General features: G+C 32.8%; 16 protein-coding genes. 12 read left to right on the forward strand and 4 right to left on the reverse strand.

Features of this window, described 5'->3' with window-relative positions:
- Nucleotides 1–95: 95 nt before the first annotated feature.
- Together PBN93_RS01295 and PBN93_RS01300 are read left to right on the forward strand one after the other, a co-directional pair.
- Nucleotides 96–521, forward strand: a complete 426-nt coding sequence (locus PBN93_RS01295) for a hypothetical protein (protein ID WP_077398697.1) — start codon at nt 96–98, stop codon at nt 519–521.
- Nucleotides 521–817 (forward strand): DUF721 domain-containing protein, encoded by a 297-nt coding sequence (locus PBN93_RS01300; RefSeq protein ID WP_271081231.1) that lies wholly within the window; start codon nt 521–523, stop codon nt 815–817. Before PBN93_RS01295 ends, PBN93_RS01300 begins: the two co-directional genes overlap by 1 nt.
- Before the next feature lie 75 nt (nt 818–892).
- Here PBN93_RS01300 and PBN93_RS01305 read toward each other — a convergent pair whose 3' ends face one another.
- Together PBN93_RS01305 and PBN93_RS01310 are read right to left on the reverse strand one after the other, a co-directional pair.
- Nucleotides 893–1,312 carry a nucleoside-diphosphate kinase gene (locus PBN93_RS01305; RefSeq protein ID WP_013619847.1) on the reverse strand — a complete coding sequence of 140 codons (420 nt, stop codon included), beginning with the start codon at nt 1,310–1,312 and terminating at the stop codon, nt 893–895.
- Nucleotides 1,313–1,425: 113 nt separating this feature from the next.
- Nucleotides 1,426–2,460, reverse strand: a complete 1,035-nt coding sequence (locus PBN93_RS01310; protein ID WP_077398701.1) for an alkaline phosphatase D family protein — start codon at nt 2,458–2,460, stop codon at nt 1,426–1,428.
- 150 nt (nt 2,461–2,610) lie between these two features.
- Between PBN93_RS01310 and PBN93_RS01315 the strand changes: the two genes are divergently transcribed.
- The 4 genes from PBN93_RS01315 to PBN93_RS01330 all read left to right on the forward strand — a co-directional run bounded on the left by PBN93_RS01315 (nt 2,611) and on the right by PBN93_RS01330 (nt 6,569).
- Nucleotides 2,611–3,627, forward strand: a complete 1,017-nt coding sequence (locus PBN93_RS01315; RefSeq protein WP_077398703.1) for a DHH family phosphoesterase — start codon at nt 2,611–2,613, stop codon at nt 3,625–3,627.
- On the forward strand, nt 3,624–4,169 hold the full coding sequence (gene gldI / locus PBN93_RS01320; protein ID WP_077398705.1) for a gliding motility-associated peptidyl-prolyl isomerase GldI: 546 nt from the start codon (nt 3,624–3,626) through the stop codon (nt 4,167–4,169). The genes PBN93_RS01315 and gldI overlap by 4 nt, the downstream gene beginning before the upstream one ends.
- Nucleotides 4,170–4,190: 21 nt before the next feature.
- Nucleotides 4,191–5,366, forward strand: a complete 1,176-nt coding sequence (locus PBN93_RS01325; RefSeq protein WP_077398707.1) for a peptidylprolyl isomerase — start codon at nt 4,191–4,193, stop codon at nt 5,364–5,366.
- Nucleotides 5,367–5,489: 123 nt separating this feature from the next.
- Nucleotides 5,490–6,569 carry a glycoside hydrolase family 5 protein gene (locus tag PBN93_RS01330; RefSeq protein WP_271081232.1) on the forward strand — a complete coding sequence of 360 codons (1,080 nt, stop codon included), beginning with the start codon at nt 5,490–5,492 and terminating at the stop codon, nt 6,567–6,569.
- 75 nt (nt 6,570–6,644) lie between these two features.
- Here PBN93_RS01330 and PBN93_RS01335 read toward each other — a convergent pair whose 3' ends face one another.
- Nucleotides 6,645–8,096 (reverse strand): aminoacyl-histidine dipeptidase, encoded by a 1,452-nt coding sequence (locus tag PBN93_RS01335; protein WP_271081233.1) that lies wholly within the window; start codon nt 8,094–8,096, stop codon nt 6,645–6,647.
- A 76-nt stretch (nt 8,097–8,172) separates the two neighbouring features.
- Between PBN93_RS01335 and PBN93_RS01340 the strand changes: the two genes are divergently transcribed.
- The 3 genes from PBN93_RS01340 to PBN93_RS01350 all read left to right on the forward strand — a co-directional run bounded on the left by PBN93_RS01340 (nt 8,173) and on the right by PBN93_RS01350 (nt 13,661).
- Nucleotides 8,173–9,240 (forward strand): DUF3810 domain-containing protein, encoded by a 1,068-nt coding sequence (locus PBN93_RS01340; RefSeq protein WP_077398713.1) that lies wholly within the window; start codon nt 8,173–8,175, stop codon nt 9,238–9,240.
- Between the two features lie 137 nt (nt 9,241–9,377).
- The gene (locus PBN93_RS01345; RefSeq protein ID WP_077398715.1) at nt 9,378–12,335 is read left to right on the forward strand and encodes an amidohydrolase family protein; all 2,958 of its coding nucleotides are present in this window, start codon (nt 9,378–9,380) and stop codon (nt 12,333–12,335) included.
- 30 nt (nt 12,336–12,365) lie between these two features.
- Nucleotides 12,366–13,661: an amidohydrolase family protein gene (locus PBN93_RS01350; RefSeq protein WP_271081234.1), complete on the forward strand. Its 1,296-nt coding sequence runs from the start codon at nt 12,366–12,368 to the stop codon at nt 13,659–13,661.
- 76 nt (nt 13,662–13,737) lie between these two features.
- Here the strand turns inward: PBN93_RS01350 and PBN93_RS01355 are convergent, their stop codons facing one another.
- Nucleotides 13,738–14,547 (reverse strand): DUF6503 family protein, encoded by an 810-nt coding sequence (locus PBN93_RS01355; protein WP_077398718.1) that lies wholly within the window; start codon nt 14,545–14,547, stop codon nt 13,738–13,740.
- An 87-nt stretch (nt 14,548–14,634) separates the two neighbouring features.
- Here PBN93_RS01355 and PBN93_RS01360 point away from each other — a divergent pair, with 87 nt between their 5' ends.
- The 3 genes from PBN93_RS01360 to PBN93_RS01370 are packed head-to-tail and all read left to right on the forward strand — an operon-like array spanning nt 14,635 to nt 18,959.
- The gene (locus tag PBN93_RS01360) at nt 14,635–15,438 is read left to right on the forward strand and encodes a TrmH family RNA methyltransferase (RefSeq protein ID WP_171974445.1); all 804 of its coding nucleotides are present in this window, start codon (nt 14,635–14,637) and stop codon (nt 15,436–15,438) included.
- Between the two features lie 46 nt (nt 15,439–15,484).
- Entirely contained in the window at nt 15,485–16,711 is a 1,227-nt protein-coding gene (locus tag PBN93_RS01365) for a M48 family metallopeptidase (RefSeq protein WP_408612192.1), read from the forward strand.
- A gap of 43 nt (nt 16,712–16,754) precedes the next feature.
- Nucleotides 16,755–18,959 (forward strand): RelA/SpoT family protein, encoded by a 2,205-nt coding sequence (locus tag PBN93_RS01370; protein WP_077398721.1) that lies wholly within the window; start codon nt 16,755–16,757, stop codon nt 18,957–18,959.
- Nucleotides 18,960–18,992: the final 33 nt, after the last annotated feature.

An 18,992-nucleotide genomic window follows, 5' to 3' on the forward strand; every position in this document is an offset into this window, starting at 1 on the left:
TATTCATAAAACAAAATAACATTAAAAGTTGCCGTTATTTTATACTTAAATTTGCACACCCAAACCCTAAAATTGTATTTAAAATATTTTTAAAAATGAAAAAAACAGCTCTAATATGTTTAACATTGCTAGTTATTGCCTGTGGTAGCCCAACAACTGTAAAAAAAGAAGACATAAAGCTGCTTAACGGTTATTGGGAAATAAATAAAGTTTTTTTTGCTGATGGCACCAGCAAAGAGTATAAAGCAAACCCAGTAATAGACTTTTTTGAAATTAACAACCTAAAAGGATTTAGAACAAAAGTAAAACCAAAAATTGGAGGCACTTTTATAGCTAATAATGATATAGATAAGGTTACCATTACCCAAAAACAAAGTACCTTTACCATATTATACAGTAACAGCCTTACGGAAAGAGAAGAAGAATTAATAAACCTTACAAAGGACTCGTTTACTGTTAAAGACACAGAACAAATTACATACGTTTACAAACGCTACCAACCTATACAAATAGAGCAATAATGGCAAAACGAAAAAAAGAAAACCTACAATTAGGAGATCTTTTACAAGATTTTATAAAAGAAAATAAGCTAGACCGAGGTATAGACGGTGTAGATACGCGTGCTGCATGGAAAAACCTTATGGGGCCTGGTGTAAATAACTACACTACAGCTGTAGAATTGCGTAATGGTACTTTGTACGTATCTCTAAGTTCTTCTGTTTTGCGAGAAGAATTAAGTCACGGCAATTCAAAAATTATTAAAATGATAAATGAAGATTTAGGAAAAGAAGTGATAAAAAAATTAGTACTACGTTAAATACTTTTCATTTTAAAACATAAAAAAACCATCAAGCAAAAACTTGATGGTTTTTTAGTATGTTGTAATGTAAATCTAGAAAATTTCTCTTCCTGAAAAATGGAAAGCTCCTTCAATAGCAGCATTCTCATCACTATCAGATCCGTGAACTGCATTTTCTCCTATAGAAGTTGCATATAATTTACGAATAGTACCCTCTGCAGCTTCAGCTGGGTTAGTAGCACCAATAAGAGCTCTAAAATCTTCAACAGCGTTATCTTTTTCTAAGATAGCAGCAACAATAGGACCTCTAGTCATAAATTCTACTAACTCCCCAAAAAACGGACGCTCGCTATGTACAGCATAAAATGCTTCTGCATCTCTCTTGCTTAACTGCGTATATTTCATAGCTACAATTTTAAAACCTGCAGATGTAATTTTCTCTAAAATACCACCAATGTGACCATTTTCTACACCGTCTGGCTTAATCATTGTAAAAGTTCTGTTTGTAATCATCGTCTTTTAAATTTTTTGCAAAAATAATGCTTTTAATATAACACGCAACAAATTAGTTTAAAAGCTTGTAAAGCAAGTGTTAATAGATTGTTAGGTTTATAACAGTAAGTAACTTAATAGGTTTGTTTTAATTCTCCTAGCACCTTACCATTATCGCCAATCATTTTAAAGTTTACTGTTTTAGTGTCAAAATTAAAATTTAATACTCCAAAACTTTTCACAAATACTACATCTCCTACCCTGTATGGGTTTTCTTCTCCAGAAAAACCTGTGTATGTATGTGTTAATCCACTACTTGTAAAATCTACCAGCGGATAATTTAAATCTTTTACTGTGTCTACAGAAAACTCAGATATATGTCGGTCTCCAGACAATATCATTGCGCCTTTAGCCTTAGTTTGTACTAAAAGTTTTTTAAGTTTATCTACCTCATGCGGAAAATTTCCCCATCCTTCAAAACCGTGTTTGTTAGACAAATATTGAACACTACTCACCAAAATATTAAAATCTGCATCAGAATTATTTAGCTCTTCCGTTAACCATTTCCACTGCTCTTTACCTAAAATAGTTCCTTCTCCGTAAACATTTGGTTGCACACGCCTTTTGTTGTCTGTAGCTGGCGTTAGTGCTGTTCTAAAATAGCGCGTATCTAAAACCAGTACTTTTATTTTTCCTTTTGGCAAATTATAATTATGCACTGCATAAACACCTTCTCTTTGTCTACGCGGACTATCTTTAGCAACATCCATAAAGTCTAAAAACTCTTGTTCACTTTCTTTTTTAGCCTTAAACTCTACTCCACCGTCATTTAAACCATAATCATGATCATCCCAAGTACCAATTACAGGTACAGTTTCTTTTAACTTTTTGTAACCAGGCACATTGTCTTGAGCTGTGTAAATTGCTCTTAACTGCTCCATATTATCTGTATCTGCATAAATATTATCTCCTCCCCAAATCCACAAATTAGGATTGGCTGCTAAAACATCATCCCACAAAGGGTTTACCTCATCATGCTTGTTACAGGAGCCAAAAGCAATAGTAAAATCAGATTTAGTTATTGGAGAAACAACAGTATTAGCTGTTTTAGTGGTTTTGCAAGCGCCAAACACTACCAATAAACCAAGTATAAAAATAGTTTTCTTCAAAATATTAAAATTATAGTTTAAGTAACAATTTTAAGACTATTTTTTCACATACTAAAGCATTATACAAGGTATTAACCAAAACATAAGATTGGTGTTATAAAAAGCCAACGGTATTTTGAGCATTTACTAAAAACACTATCTTTGGTGCATATGAATATAGAAGATAGTAAAGTAGTGAGCTCCTTACTTAGCTCACCACAAAAAATAGTTATAATACCGCATAAAAATCCAGATGGTGATGCCATAGGTTCTACCTTAGGATTAATGCACTACCTAAAAAACAAAGGACAACAAGCAGTTGTAATTGCTCCTAATGACTTTCCTAAGTTTTTAAAATGGATGCCAGGACAAGAAGAAATCATTATTTTTGAAAATGATAAAGATCTCGCAGAAAAATACATTGCAGAAGCTAGTCTAATTTTTACGCTAGATTTTAATCATTTATCTAGGGTTGGTTTTATGCAAGAAACCTTAGAGGCTGCAGAAGGTACCTTTATAATGATAGACCACCACCAAGCACCGGCAGATTATGCAAAAGTTACCTATTCTGATGTGCATATGAGCTCTACTTGCGAAATGGTTTACAATTTTATTGAAGCTGTAGAAGATACTTCTAAAATTACTGCAGATATTGCCAATTGCTTGTATACAGGCATAATGACAGATACTGGCTCTTTTAAGTACTCATCTACAACAAGCAGAACACACCGCGTAGTTGCAGATTTAATTGATAAAGGAGCAGAAAATATGGCTATACACAATAAGGTGTTTGACACCAATTCTCCTAGTAGATTACATATTTTAGGTTGTGCCCTAAAAAATATGGTGATACTAGAAGATTACCATACTGCATACATTACACTTAGCCAAGAAGAGTTAGATGAAAACGACTTTAAAAAAGGAGACACAGAGGGTATAGTCAATTACGGACTTACTTTAGACAATATAATTTTTGCCGTTATTTTTATTGAAAATAAAGATGAAGGAATTATAAAAATATCATTTAGATCTCAAGGTAATTTTTCTGTAAACGAATTTGCAAGAGCGCATTTTGAAGGTGGCGGGCACGACAATGCCGCTGGCGGTAAAAGCAATGTTTCTTTAGAAGAAACCACAGCAAAATTTGTTGCTTTGTTAGACAGTTATAAAGATCAATTAAAAGGATGAAAAAAGTTATATACTTAGCACTAATATTGTGCTTTATAAGTTGTGATGGTCCAGAACCAAGAAGACCTATAGAAGTAAAAACAGGTAGTTACATAAAACAATCTATAAAACGAAATAAATTACTACTTGCAGAAGAAGAAGCAATTATACAACGTATAATAGAAAAGGATACTGCCCACAACTACATAAGTGGTACAAACGGAGCTTGGTACTATTACAATAGTAAAAACCAAGAAGACATAAAAACTATTAAACCAGATGATTTGGTTACTATGCGTTATAGCTTACTAGACCTTAATAATGATACTATTTATGGTTTTAATGAAATTGGAACAATAAAATACAAGGTAGACAAACAGGAATTATTTTTAGGTTTGCGTACAAGTGTAAAACTCTTAAAGGAAAATGAAACCGCTACCTTTTTATTTCCTTCTTCTTTAGGCTACGGCTACCACGGAGACGATAATAAAATAGGAACCAACATACCTTTAAAAGCAGTAGTATCTATATTAAAAGTAGAAAAAGATAGTATTCTAAATTAAAAATAAACTAAAAAAGGAAAAATGAAAAAAAGTTTTTTAATCTTATTAATAGCTGTATCTGCAATGGTAGGCTGTAAATCGGGACAATATGCAGACCTAGAAGACGGTTTATATGCAGATATAAAAACCAATAAAGGAGATATGTTGGTTAAGTTAGAGTACAATTTAGCACCAGTTACTGTTGCTAATTTTGTTTCCTTAGCAGAAGGTAAAAGCCCGTTTGTAAGTGAAGAGTATAAAGGAAAAAAATATTATGATGGTATTATTTTTCATAGAGTAATGAAAGATTTTATGATACAAGGAGGAGACCCAACAGGCACTGGTATGGGTAACCCTGGCTACAAATTTAAAGACGAGTTTAGCGACTCTCTACGCCACACTAAAAAAGGAATTTTATCTATGGCTAATTCTGGACCAAAAACAAATGGCAGCCAGTTTTTTATAACCCATGCTCCTACTCCTTTCTTAGACGGTTTAGATGAGTTTGGTAATTTAAAAAATTGTGATAATCCTAGAGTTGGATGTCATTCTGTTTTTGGTGAAGTTGTTAAAGGTTTAGAAGTTATAGACTCTATTGCAAATGTAAAAGTAGCTGCAAAAAACAGACCTATAGAAGATGTTGTTATCTCTACCATAGAAATAGTAAAAAAAGGTAAGGAGGCTAAAAATTTTGATGCAATTAAAGTGATGACATCTTACTTTGATGAAGAAAAAGAAGAAGAAAAAAGGCAACTAGCTTTAGCTGAAGAAGCTAAAAAAACAGAAGCTGCTTTTGCTGCTAAAACTGCAGAGCAAATTAAAAAAGCAGAAACTTTACCATCTGGATTAAAAGTGCTAGTGTTAAAAGAAGGTACTGGACCAAAACCAAAAATTGGACAGAAAGCTTTAGTAAACTATGCCGGCTGGTTAAGTAATGGCAGCTTGTTTGATACTACTATGGAAGATGTTGCTAAAGAATTTGGTAAGTACGACATTATTTACAAAATGCACGGCAATGACCTTAGTCCTTATCCAATGGATTATAGTCCGGAATCTAGGTTAACAGCAGGTTTTAAAGAAGGTTTATTACGTATGAAAGTAGGAGACAAAGTTCGTTTGTTTATTCCTCCACATTTAGGATATGGTGAACAAGGTGGCGGACCAATTCCTCCAAACGCCGATTTAATTTTTGATGTAGAAATTACTGGTATTCAATAACCTATCTTTTATTTACAAAAATTTTTCAATAAATTAAAGGACTGCTTTTGGCAGTCTTTTTTATTTGTAATACATTTACTACAAATAATTCTCCCCAAGTAAACCTTTAATTAATAAAAAGCTATGAAAACATTTGCATTAAAAACAGTATTACTAGTATTTTTCTTATCCTTCTTATCCTGTGACAATTCATCTAACGACTTATTAGATGCTATTAATGATAATAATGGAGATACTACAGAAGAAGATAATACTAATGAAGAAGAAACAAACAACAGTAACAACACTGCAAAAACTGTTGTAGATGCGTACGGACAACTACGCATTAAAGGAAGTAAAATTGTAGACAAAAATGACAACGCAATACAATTACGTGGTATGTCTTTATTTTGGAGCCAATGGATGCCACAATACTATACAACAGGCACCGTATCATGGCTAAAAGAGGATTGGAACGTTACCATTGTAAGAGCAGCTATGGCTGTAGAAGATAACGATGGTTACTTAAGCAACCCAGAAAGAGAAAAAGCTAAAGTATTTACCGTTATAGATGCTGCTATAGAACAAGGTATTTATGTTATTGTAGATTGGCACAGTCACCATGCAGAAAACCATTTAAATGAAGCGAAAAGTTTTTTTGCAGAGGTTGCACAAAAATACGGAGACAAGCCTAACATTATATATGAAATTTATAACGAACCTTTAGATGGTGTATCTTGGAATAACACACTTAAACCTTACCATGAGGCAGTTATTAAAGAAATTAGAAAGTATGACCCAGACAATATTGTTGTATGCGGTACAAGAGTATGGTCACAACGTGTAGATGAAGTAATTGGCAATGAAATTAATGATGCCAACGTAGCGTATACTCTTCATTACTATGCAGCTAGTCATAAACAATATTTAAGAGATATTGCCAAGCAAGCTATAGATAACAACTTGGCTATTTTTGTTACAGAATATGGCACTACAGAATACACTGGTGATGGTTATGTAGACGCGGCAGAAAGCAAAGCTTGGTGGGCATTTTTAGACGAAAATAAAATATCATGGTGTAACTGGTCTATAGCAGATAAAAACGAAAAATCTGCTGCATTAACTCCTGGAGCTAGTGGTAATGGCAATTGGAGTCTAGACCAAGTAACGGAATCTGGAAAATTAGTACGTACAGAATTAATAGAAAAGAATCCTACTTTCTAAATAAAACCTTAATACTAAAAAATCCCCATTTGATATTTTCAAATGGGGATTTTTTTAATAAAGTTATATAATGCTTTAAGCCGGACTATTTTTTAGCACTTCTAAAGTAAATTTCCAAAACTTTTGTACCGATGATATACTAACACGTTCATCTGGTGAGTGAGCTCCTTTTATAGTTGGTCCAAAACTAATCATATCCATATCTGGATAGTTTTGTCCTAAAATACCACATTCTAAACCAGCATGGCAAGCAACAACTTTAGCGTCTGTACCAAAAACGGTTTTATACTGTGCACTTAACACTTTTAAAATAGCTGAATCTGGGTTTGGGTTCCACCCAGGATAATCACCACTAAAGTCTACCTTAAAATCAGCCAATTCAAAAACAGATTTTAATGCGTAAGCTAAATCCATTTTTCCAGAGTTAACAGATGACCTAGTTAAACAACCAATTTTAATTGCTCCGTCTTTTACTATAACTCTTGCTATGTTATTAGATGTTTCTACCAAGTCTGCCATACTTGCACTCATAGCATACACACCATTATGCGCTGCATAAATACCACGTAGCATTTTTTGCTGAGCATCTTTTTCCATAACACTTTCGGGTAAGGAAACCTCCGTTAAAGAAATCACTAAATTTGGTTCTGTAACTTTTAATTCAGATTTAATTGTATTTACCAATTTTTCAAAATTAGCCAAAAACTCATCTGTAACTTTTACAGCAACAATAGCATTACTTTCTCTTGGTATTGCATTACGCAAACTACCACCATCAATCTCAGAAATGGCTAAATCTGTGTATAAACTTATATTATACAGCAACCTATTCATTATTTTATTGGCATTACCTAAACCACGGTGTATATCCATACCGCTATGGCCACCATTTAAACCTTTAACCGTAACTTTATAACCAGTAAAGTTTGCTTGCACAGGCTCTAGTTCATAAATTCTTCTTGCTGTAACATCTACACCTCCTGCACAGCCTATATCAATTTCATCATCCTCTTCTGTGTCTAAATTTAAAAGTATATCTCCTTGCAAAACACCACCTTTTAAACCCATTGCTCCTGTCATTCCTGTTTCCTCATCAATAGTAAACAAGGCCTCTAGTGCAGGGTGTGGTATATTTGTACTTTCTAATAAAGCCATAATTGTAGCAACACCCATACCGTTATCTGCGCCTAATGTGGTTCCTTTAGCCCTAACCCAGTCACCATCTATATACATTTGTATACCTTGTGTATCAAAATCAAAAATAGTATCGTTATTTTTTTGGTGTACCATATCTAAATGGGACTGCAACGTAACCATTTTTTTATTTTCTAAACCTGGTGTTGCTGGTTTTCTAATAATAACATTACCAACCTCATCTTTTAAAGTTTCTAGTTGTAAAGAAGCGCCAAAATCTAACATAAACTGTATTACACGCTCTTCCTTTTTAGAAGGTCTTGGCACGGCATTTAAATCTGCAAATTTGTTCCAAACTGCTTTAGGTTCTAACTCTCTTATATCTTTACTCATTTCTTTTTATTTTCTAGACTTCAAAATTACATAATAGAAAACGATTTTATACCTTGTATTGCTTATTTTTGATATAATGAAGTCTAAATTAAAAAATGGTATTGCTCTTTTTTTACCGGTACAAATTGTATTCGTAAAATGGTTGGCTAACTACCCTGCTTTTATTGAAGAATATTACAGTAATGGTTTGTACCAATACATTTCTATCTTTTTTAGGTATTTATTAGGTTGGATACCTTTTTCTGTTGGTGATATTTTATATGCTAGCCTTATTATTCTTACTATTAAATACCTTATTACTAAACGACAGTATATTAAGAAAAAACCATTAGTTTTTTTAAGAAATATAGTAGTTGTATTATCAATTGCATATTTTACTTTTCATTTTTGCTGGGGATTAAACTATTACAGAGAGCCGTTGTATAAAACGTTTAGCATAAATGAAAACCATTCTATAACAGAATTAGAATCTTTTGTTTCTAGGTTAATAAAAAAAACAAATACCATACACACTTCTATTACCGCAGATAGTACCAAAGCTGTGGTAATGCCATATAGTAAAGAAGAAATATACAACCTAACCACAATAGGATATACAGAACTGCAAAAAAAATATCCACTATTTAATTACCAAACTCCTAGTTTAAAAACATCATTATTTAGTACAGGATTAAGCTATGCAGGTTATGGCGGTTATTTAAATCCGTTTACTAATGAAGCACAAGTTAATGGCAAAATACCCTTATACAGATATCCTGTTGTTGCAGGTCATGAAGCCGGACACCAAATTGGCTATTCGGCAGAAAATGAAACTAATTTTATTGGCTATTTAGTAACTGTAAACAATAAAGACAAATACTTTAAATATGCTGCTTATTCTTATGCACTTAGTTACTGTTTAAGTGATATTAGATATAATGATCCTGAGCTATTTAATCAGCTTTATGCGAAATTAAATATTGGAGTTAAAAAAAACTATCAAGAGTTAAGTACCTTTTGGAATAATTATGAAAATCCAATGGAACCCGTTTTAAAATCTGTTTACAGTACTTTTTTAAAAGCGAATAACCAAAAAGATGGAATGAAAAGTTATAGCAGAATAGTAACATTATTAGTTGCTTATCATCAGAAACACTCATTATAAAAGCCAATTACGTATTATTAACTTGAATTTATAAGCAAACAAGCAACGTAATTTTAACATTTTATTACAACTTTCAAATGACTGTTTATCTATCTTTAGACAGACTAATTTACTAATCAACTCAAAAAGAAACCGATATGAGAATACGACTCCTATCGCTTGCCTTATTTTTGGCAAGTGCTACCGTGTTTGCACAGGATTATTTCCCTACAAACACTGGTGTAAAATCCAAAAACAATAATTACACCGCCTTTACAAACGCTAAAATTTTTGTTACTCCAACACAAATTGTAGAAAACGGAACACTACTTATTAAAAACGGAAAAGTAGTACAAGTTGGCAAAAGTGTAACTGTACCTAAAAATACAGTAACAGTAGACCTAAAAGGAAAATCTATTTACCCATCATTTATAGATATATACTCGGACTTTGGTATTAAAAAACCAAAAGCCTCTGGCGGTAGATCTACACAGTACGAAGCCACAAGACACGGCTATTATTGGAATGACCACATAATGCCTGAAAACAATGCTTTAAGTGTTTTTAAATTTGACGCTAAAAAAGCTGCCGAATACCAAAAAGCTGGCTTTGGAGTAGTAAACTCGCATATACAAGATGGTATTGCCCGCGGTACAGGTATACTTGTTACTCTTAATGATGATGGTACAAACAGTGACCGTATAATAGACGACAGATCTGCACAATACTTCTCTTTAACAAGAAGCGCAGTAAAAAATCAATCTTACCCATCTTCCTTAATGGGTTCTTTAGCTTTATTAAGACAAATGTATTCTGATGCCGCTTGGTACGCTAACGGCAATAGTGAAACAAAAGACTTGTCACTAGAAGCATTAAATAAAAACAAAGGTTTGGTTCAAATTTTTGAAGCTGGTGACAAAGGTCACGCGCTTAGAGCAGATAAAATTGGAGACGCAAACAACATACAGTATGTAATTTTAGCTGGCGGTAATGAATACGAAAGTATTGCAGACATTAAAGCTACAAATGCAACTTACATTTTACCTATAAATTTTCCGGATGCCTATGATGTATCTAACCCATACCAAGCAGATAATGTTTCTTTAGCAGATATGAGACGTTGGAACCAAGCACCATCTAACCCAAAAGTATTGGCAGATAACAGTATTCCTTTTACGTTTACTACACATGATCTAAAATCTCCTGCTGCTTTTAAAGACAAGTTATTAAAAGCAATTGCATATGGTTTACCTAAAACTAAAGCGTTAGAAGCTTTAACAACTGTACCAGCACAAATACTTGGAAAGTCTGGTCAAATAGGTTCTCTTAAAAATGGTAGTTATGCAAACTTTTTAATTACCTCTGGAGATATTTTTGATAAAAACACTACCCTTTATGAAAACTGGGTTCAGGGACAAAAAAATGTAATTACAGACAAAGACGTAAAAGATATAAGTGGTTCTTACAATTTAGCTATTGATGGCACAACTTATAAGTTAGAAATTAAAGGAGCTACAGATAAGCCATCTGCAACTTTAAAACAAGACTCTACCACCATTAAATCTAAATTCTCATACAAAGAAAATTGGGTAGACCTTGCTTTTACAACTAATGAAGGTGAAAAAAGATATAGAATGACAGGTATTGTTACTCCTAACTCTACCAACATTAGCGGTAAGCTTGTTTTACCAAATGGATCTGAGTCTACCTTTGTTGCCACAAAAACTGGAGACGTAGATAAAAAAGATAAAGATAAAAAAGATATATCTACACCAGAATTAATGCCTGTTACCTACCCTAATGTTGGTTATGGCTATACTACTAAACCTAAACAAGAAAATATTTTATTTAAAAATGCTACAGTTTGGACTAGTGAAGAGGCTGGCATACTAAAAAATACAGATGTACTTGTAAAAAAAGGTAAAATTGTAAAAATAGGCACCAACCTAAATGCTGGCGGAGCAACAGTTATAGATGCTACCGGAAAACACCTAACGGCTGGTATTATAGATGAACACTCGCACATTGCAGGCTTAAGTATTAATGAAGGCGGACAAAATTCTTCTGCTGAAGTTAAAATGGAAGATGTAGTAGATAATGAAGATGTTGATATTTACCGTAATCTGGCTGGTGGTGTTACTTCTATTCAGTTATTACATGGTTCTGCAAACCCAATTGGCGGACGTTCTGCCTTACTAAAGTTAAAATGGGGAGAAAGTGCAGATAAAATGATTTATGATAATTCTCCTAAGTTTATAAAATTTGCTTTAGGTGAAAATGTAAAGCAAAGTAACTGGGGCAGTCGCTCTCGTTTTCCACAAACAAGAATGGGTGTAGAGCAAATGTTTATAGATTATTTTCAGCGCGGAAAAGAATATGATGAAAAGAAAAAAAGTGGCCAACCTTACCGTTATGATGAAGAAATGGAAGTACTTGCCGAAATTATTAACGGAGAACGTTTTATTAGTTGCCACTCTTACGTACAGTCAGAAATTAATATGTTAATGAAAGTTGCAGAAAAGTTTAACTTTAAAGTTAACACTTTTACACATATTTTAGAAGGTTACAAGGTTGCAGATAAAATGAAAGAACACGGGGTTGGTGCATCTACATTTAGTGACTGGTGGGCTTACAAGTATGAGGTTAATGACGCTATACCATACAATGCTGCAATAATGCAGAGCCAGGGTGTTACTGTTGCCATTAACAGTGATGATGCAGAAATGTCTAGAAGATTAAACCAAGAAGCTGCCAAAACTGTAAAATACGGAGATATGACAGAGCTAGAGGCTTGGAAAATGGTAACTATTAACCCTGCTAAATTATTACACTTAGACAATCGTGTAGGGAGTATTAAAGAAGGTAAAGATGCAGATTTAGTACTTTGGAACAACCACCCACTATCTGTTTACGCTAAAGCAGAAAAAACTTTAATAGAAGGTGTTGTATATTTTGATTTAGAAAAAGACAAACAACAAAGAGCTGCTATTAAAAACGAAAGAAACAAGCTTATTACTATGATGCTTGAAGAAAAAGAAGGTGGCAAACCAACACAAAAGCCTATTAAGAAACAAAAACCTAAGTTCCATTGTGACACTATGGACACGGAGTGGTAAGCGTAATAGACAACATATAAAATTACAGAAATGAAAAAAATTATATACATACTGCTAGTACTTTGCCTTAGTGCAAATGGGTTTGCACAACAAACACCTGCTAGCCCACAAAAAGAAGCCATTACCATAGAGGGAGCCGTTGCTCACCTAGGTGATGGCACAGTTATAGAAAATTCTCTTATTATGTTTGAAGGTGGTAAAATTACCTTTGTAGGAGATGCTAAAATGAGAATTGCCCGCAAAGGAAAGGTTATTGATGCCAAAGGCAAACACGTTTATCCTGGTTTTATTGCTGCTTGCACAGTTTTAGGTTTAGTAGAGGTAGATGCCGTAAGAGCAAGTGATGACCAAGCAGAAATTGGTGGAATGATTCCGCACGTAAGAAGTTTAATTGCTTACAACTCTGAATCTAAAGTAATAGAAAGTATGCGTCCTAATGGTGTGCTTATGGCACAAATTGCTCCTAGAGGTGGCGTAATACCAGGTACATCTTCCGTTGTACAGTTAGATGCTTGGAACTGGGAAGATGCAGCAGTTAAAACTGATGATGGTATACATTTGCACTGGCCAAACTCTTACAGAAGAGGTCGTTGGTGGATGGGTGAGCCAAGAGGTTTACAACCAAATAAAAATTACACAAAAGACATCTCTAAAGTAGTAGATTTTATTGTAAACGCTAAAGCTTATAATGAAACCACTGCTAAACCTTTTCATCAAGAGTTTGCCGCAATGGAAGGACTTTTTTCTGGAAAACAAAAATTATATGTGTATGCAGATGGTGAAAAAGAAATTATAGACGCTGTAACAACTTTAAAAGAAAATGATATTAAAAATGTTGTTTTAGTTGGCGGATATAATGCTTACAAAATAACAGACTTTCTAAAAAAGAACAATATTCCTGTTTTAGTAAGAGCAATGCATAATTTGCCTAGCAACAACGATGATGATTATGACCTACCATACAAAATGGCTAAGTTATTAACAGATGGTGGTTTGCTAGTTGGGATACAAAATAATGGTGAAGCAAACTTCCAGAACAGAAACTTACCATTTTATGCTGGCCAAGCTGTAGCTTATGGTATGGAAAAAGAAGCAGCTTTGCAATTAATTACTAGTAATACAGCTAAAATTTTAGGAATTGACGGTACACACGGTACGTTGACTGTTGGTAAAAGTGCTACCTTATTTATTTCTGAAGGAGATGCCTTAGAAATGCGCACTAACAAACTACAAAAAGCTTTTATAGATGGTAGAGATGTGTCTTTAGAAACGCACCAAACAGAATTATATAAAAGATATATGGGTAAATATAACAAAGGAGAGTAACTCTTTTGTATACTTAAAATAAAAGCCTCCAAAACATACGTTTTGGAGGCTTTTTTATTTTGTGTGTTACAATAACTTATTCCTGTATTTTTCCCTCTACAAAAACTGCTGCATCAGGCTTTGCAAAAAATGATGATGGTTTAGCCTCTTCACTAACTTTTATATTTTCAAAAGCAACAGTCTTTCTTGCATCTTTAATTAAGCCGTTTTCTACATTATGCCAAGTAATAGATTTTGGCAGTAACAAACCATTAACAGTGGTCCAATCGTTATAATGTATCCAACTGTACTTATTACTAACCTCTCCACTTCTATAACTAACGCTATAACCTAACCAAGCCATTTTTTTAGTTTTAGGGTCAAAATGTATAAAGTACAAATCCTTGTATGATGCGCCTACACCAGGATTGTAACTAATTTTTATTCCAGGATAACCTTTACCCTCAAAAACTACAGGTTCAGTTTCTTCGTAAACAATTCCATCATCACCTAAAACAAAAGGCATTGCATAAAAGTAAAACATAAGGTTATGGTAAAAAACAGCATCACCTTTAAATTCACCTTTAGTATCTAACAACCAAGTTTTTGTACCATTATAACCAATAGTATGGTTTGGGGTAACTATTTTATCTTCTCTTGTATGTAAATTAACTGTATGTGTTTCGGTTGCATTTGGCTTAGGAATATCAAAAACTAAACTTTTCATATTTTTCCAGGTATTTATCCCTCCATGAGCCTCAAAAACCTGTTGTAATTCAGTTGGGTACGTATTAATTTCTACCTCTAATACTTCTTCTGGCTCTTTTGCCACTGTAGGAATTTGTTTTTTATCTTGTTTACAAGAGACTATAAACACAGAAAATAAGGCCAATGCTAAATACTTCATTTTAAAAAAATTTAATTTATTAGTTATAATTTACAATTCGTCGTAATGCTAATCTATAATTTACAATATTACATTACTTTTGTTGTAATGAATACATTTAAACAAATAACAAGCTTACAAAATCCGCTTATTAAAAAAACTTTAGTACTAAAAGACAAGTCTAGAGAGCGCAAAAAAAGTAATCTTTTTGTGCTAGAAGGTGCTAGAGAGTTACAACTTGCTTTAAAAGGAAACTATAGTATTAACACCTTGTTTTTTTGTAAAGATTTAATTTCTGAGCAGGCTATTACAGACTTAATTAAAAATAATAGCACCACAAATGTTATAGAGGTTAACTTAGATGTGTACCAAAAAATAGCATACAGATCTACTACAGAAGGTGTAGTAGCACTTGTAAAAAGTAAAAATCACAGTTTAACCAACCTAGAACTTTACAACAATAAACCGTTAATTTTGGTTGCAGAGGCTCCAGAAAAGCCAGGTAATATTGGTGCCTTATTGCGTACTGCAGATGCAGCAAATTTAGATGCTGTTATTATTGCTAATCCTAAAACAGATCTGTACAACCCAAACATTATACGTTCTAGTGTTGGTTGTGTATTTACTACTAAAATTGCAACGGGCTCTACTTCAGAAATTATAGCATATTTAAAAGAAAACAATATTGCTACGTATTGCGCTGCATTAACCGCTTCAAAAACATATACAACTGTAGATTATACCAGCGGATCTGCCATTGTAGTTGGTACAGAGGCTACTGGTTTATCAAAAGAGTGGTTAAGCAACTCTAACCAAAATATTATAATTCCTATGGAAGGGCAAATAGACTCTATGAATGTTTCTGTTGCTGCAGCTGTAGTTATTTTTGAAGCTAAACGACAAAGAAGATAGTATTTACTATTTTTACAAAACCAAACCACCACCAATAACTATATATATGAGTATTCTTTTTTATGTAATACTAGGCATTATTGTATTGCAGTTTACAATAGATGCAGTTGTAGATTATTTAAATGCTAAAAAATTTAAAGAAGCCATACCGCAAGAATTAAACGGTATTTTTAATGAAGAAGAATACATTAAATCTCAGCGCTACAAGACTGCCAACTATAGATTTGGAGTTTTTTCTGGCAGCTTTTCTGTACTATTAACCATTTCTTTTTTGCTTTTTGGAGGATTTGCATGGGTAGATAATTTTGCCCGTAGTATAACAGAAAACCCCATTTTAATTGCAATTATTTTTTTTGGTATTATAATGATAGGAAACAGTATTTTAAACGTACCATTATCTTACTATAGCACCTTTGTAATAGAAGAAAAATTTGGCTTTAATAAAACTACTAAAACGTTATTTTTTATAGACTTAATTAAAAGTTGGTTTTTAACAGCTATTATTGGCGGTGCCCTTTTGGCGCTAGTAATTTGGTTTTATAATTGGGCAGGAACAAATTTTTGGATATATGCTTGGGTAGTAATTTCTATCATCTCAATTTTTATGAATATGTTTTATAGCAAGCTTATAGTGCCGCTATTTAACAAACAAACGCCTTTAGAAAATGGCAGTCTAAAAACCAAAATTGAAGAGTATGCCCAAAAAGTTGGGTTTGAGCTACAAAATATTTTTATAATAGATGGCTCTAAGAGATCTACAAAAGCAAATGCATATTTTTCTGGTTTTGGTAAGCAAAAAAGGGTTACATTGTATGATACGCTTGTAAAAGATTTAAATGAAGAGGAGATAATTGCCGTTTTAGCGCATGAAGTTGGGCATTACAAACGCAAACATATCTTATTTAATTTAACAGCATCAATTTTACTTACGGGCTTAACATTATACATTTTATCTATCTTTATAAATACACCTAGTATTTCTTTAGCCATTGGTGTAGATGTACCAAGTTTTCATGCTGCATTAATTGGTTTTGGTATTTTATACAGTCCTATATCAGAAATCACAAGCTTAATAATGAACTACTTATCTAGAAAATTTGAATACCAAGCAGATGATTATGCAAAAAATACATATGCATCTATGCCATTAATAACATCATTAAAAAAACTTTCTAAAACAAGTTTAAGTAATCTTACACCCCACCCTGCGTATGTTTTCATGAACTACTCTCACCCTACTTTAATTGACAGAATTAACAATTTAAAAAAATAATTTTTGTTGATTATTAACAAACTTTAATGTAATTTTAGTTTATATGACAGAAGCTGAAATAGAAAAAGAAAATAAAGAAATTACACGCCAGTATAAAGAATTACTACGCGTTAGTTACTTAACACTTTCTGATGAAGATAAAAAACTCATTAGATCTGCTTTTGAAATTGCTGTAGATGCACACAAAGACCAACGCAGAAAATCTGGTGAAGCTTATATTTTTCACCCAATAGCTGTTGCAAGAATTGTAGCTTCAGAAATAGGGTTAGATGCTGTATCTATAGCCTCTGCACTACTGCATGATGTTGTAGAAGACACAGAATATACACTTGCAGATATAGAGCGTTTGTTTGGTGAAACTGTAGCTAAAATTGTAGATGGTTTAACTAAAATTGCTCACCTAAAAAAGGATATGAATGTATCCCAACAGGCAGAAAATTTTAGAAAAATGCTTTTAACCTTAAATGATGATGTTAGGGTTATTATTATTAAAATAGCAGACCGTTATCACAATATGCTCACTATGGATTCTATGCCAGAGCATAAACAGCTAAAAATAGCTTCTGAAACACTTTATATTTATGCGCCTCTTGCACACAGAATAGGACTTTACAACATAAAAACAGAACTTGAAGATTTAAGTTTAAAGTATACAGAGCCCGAAGTTTATAATGACATTTTAGATAAAATTGAAGAAACTAAAGAAGAGCAACAAGAATACATAGACTCTTTTTCGCATACCATACAAGACTCTTTAGATAAAGAAGGATTAAATTACACCATTAAAGGCCGTATGAAGTCTATTTTTTCTATTCGTAGAAAAATGAAAGTACAAAATGTGCCTTTTGATGAAATTTATGACAAGTTTGCTATTCGAATAATTTACAAATCAGATAAAGCAAATGAAAAATTTTTAGCGTGGAAAATTTACTCTGTAGTAACAGACAATTTTACTCCTAACCCCGTACGCTTACGAGATTGGATATCTTCTCCTAAATCTACGGGTTATGAAGCCTTGCACATTACCGTTATGGGACCAGATGCCAAATGGGTAGAGGTACAAATACGTAGTGAGCGTATGCATGAAATTGCAGAAAAAGGATATGCTGCACACTTTAAATACAAACACGGAGACCAAAAAGAACAAGGCATAGAGGTTTGGTTAAATAGACTACAAGAAGCTTTAGAAAATGCCAATACAAATGCGGTAGATTTTGTAGAGGAATTTAAACTAAACCTATATTCTAAAGAAATATTTGTTTTTACACCACAAGGAGATTTAAAATCCTTACCAAAAGGTGCAACTTCTTTAGATTTTGCCTTTCATATACACTCTGAAATTGGATTAAAGACCAGAGGAACTAAAGTAAATGGCAAGCTTGTACCTTTAAATACTATTTTACATAGTGGAGACCAAGTAGAGGTAATTACATCAGAAAAAAGCAAACCTAACCAAAGCTGGCTAGACTATGCTACTACAGCACGCGCAAGATCTAAAATTAAATCTTCATTAAGAGAAGAGAAAAAAGAAATTGCAGAAGAAGGTAAGGAAATTCTTCGTCGTAAATTAAAATCGCAAAAAATTAGTTTTAATGAAGATACTATAAACAAAATGGTGTCTCACTTTAAACTAAGAACAAGCTTAGATTTGTTTTACAGAATTGCCACTGGCTCTATAGATAATAATCAAATTAAAGATTTTGCATCATCATATAGCAACGCCTTTATCAGTTTCTTTAAAAATAGAATTAGAAGAAATACAACACCAGAAAACATAGATAAAGAAGAGATTACTGCAAAGTATGATCAGTTAGTTTTTGGTAAAGAAGAAGAAAAATTAAAATATAAACTGTCACAGTGTTGTAACCCAATACCTGGTGATGATGTTTTTGGTTTTATTAGTGTAAACGAAGGTATTAAAGTACATACTAAAAATTGTCCAAATGCCATATCTTTACAATCTAATTATGCATATAGAATTATACAAGCTAAGTGGATAGATTCTTCTCAGCAAGAATTTACAGCAAATATAAAATTAACCGGAATAGACAATATTGGTTTAATTAGTGACTTAACTTCTATTATTTCTCAACAAATGCACGTGAATATGAGAAGCGTAAACTTTAGCACAGATGGCGGCACTTTCTCAGGAAAAATAACGGTTGTAGTTAAAAATAATTCTATCTTAATTAAGCTTATTAACAATTTAAAGAAAATTAACGGTATAGATAAAGTAGTTAGACTTTAAAATTTACACTACATTTGCAAACCGAAAAGCTGT

The sequence above is a fragment of the Cellulophaga omnivescoria genome, from assembly GCF_027915275.1.
Lineage (GTDB): Bacteria > Bacteroidota > Bacteroidia > Flavobacteriales > Flavobacteriaceae > Cellulophaga > Cellulophaga omnivescoria.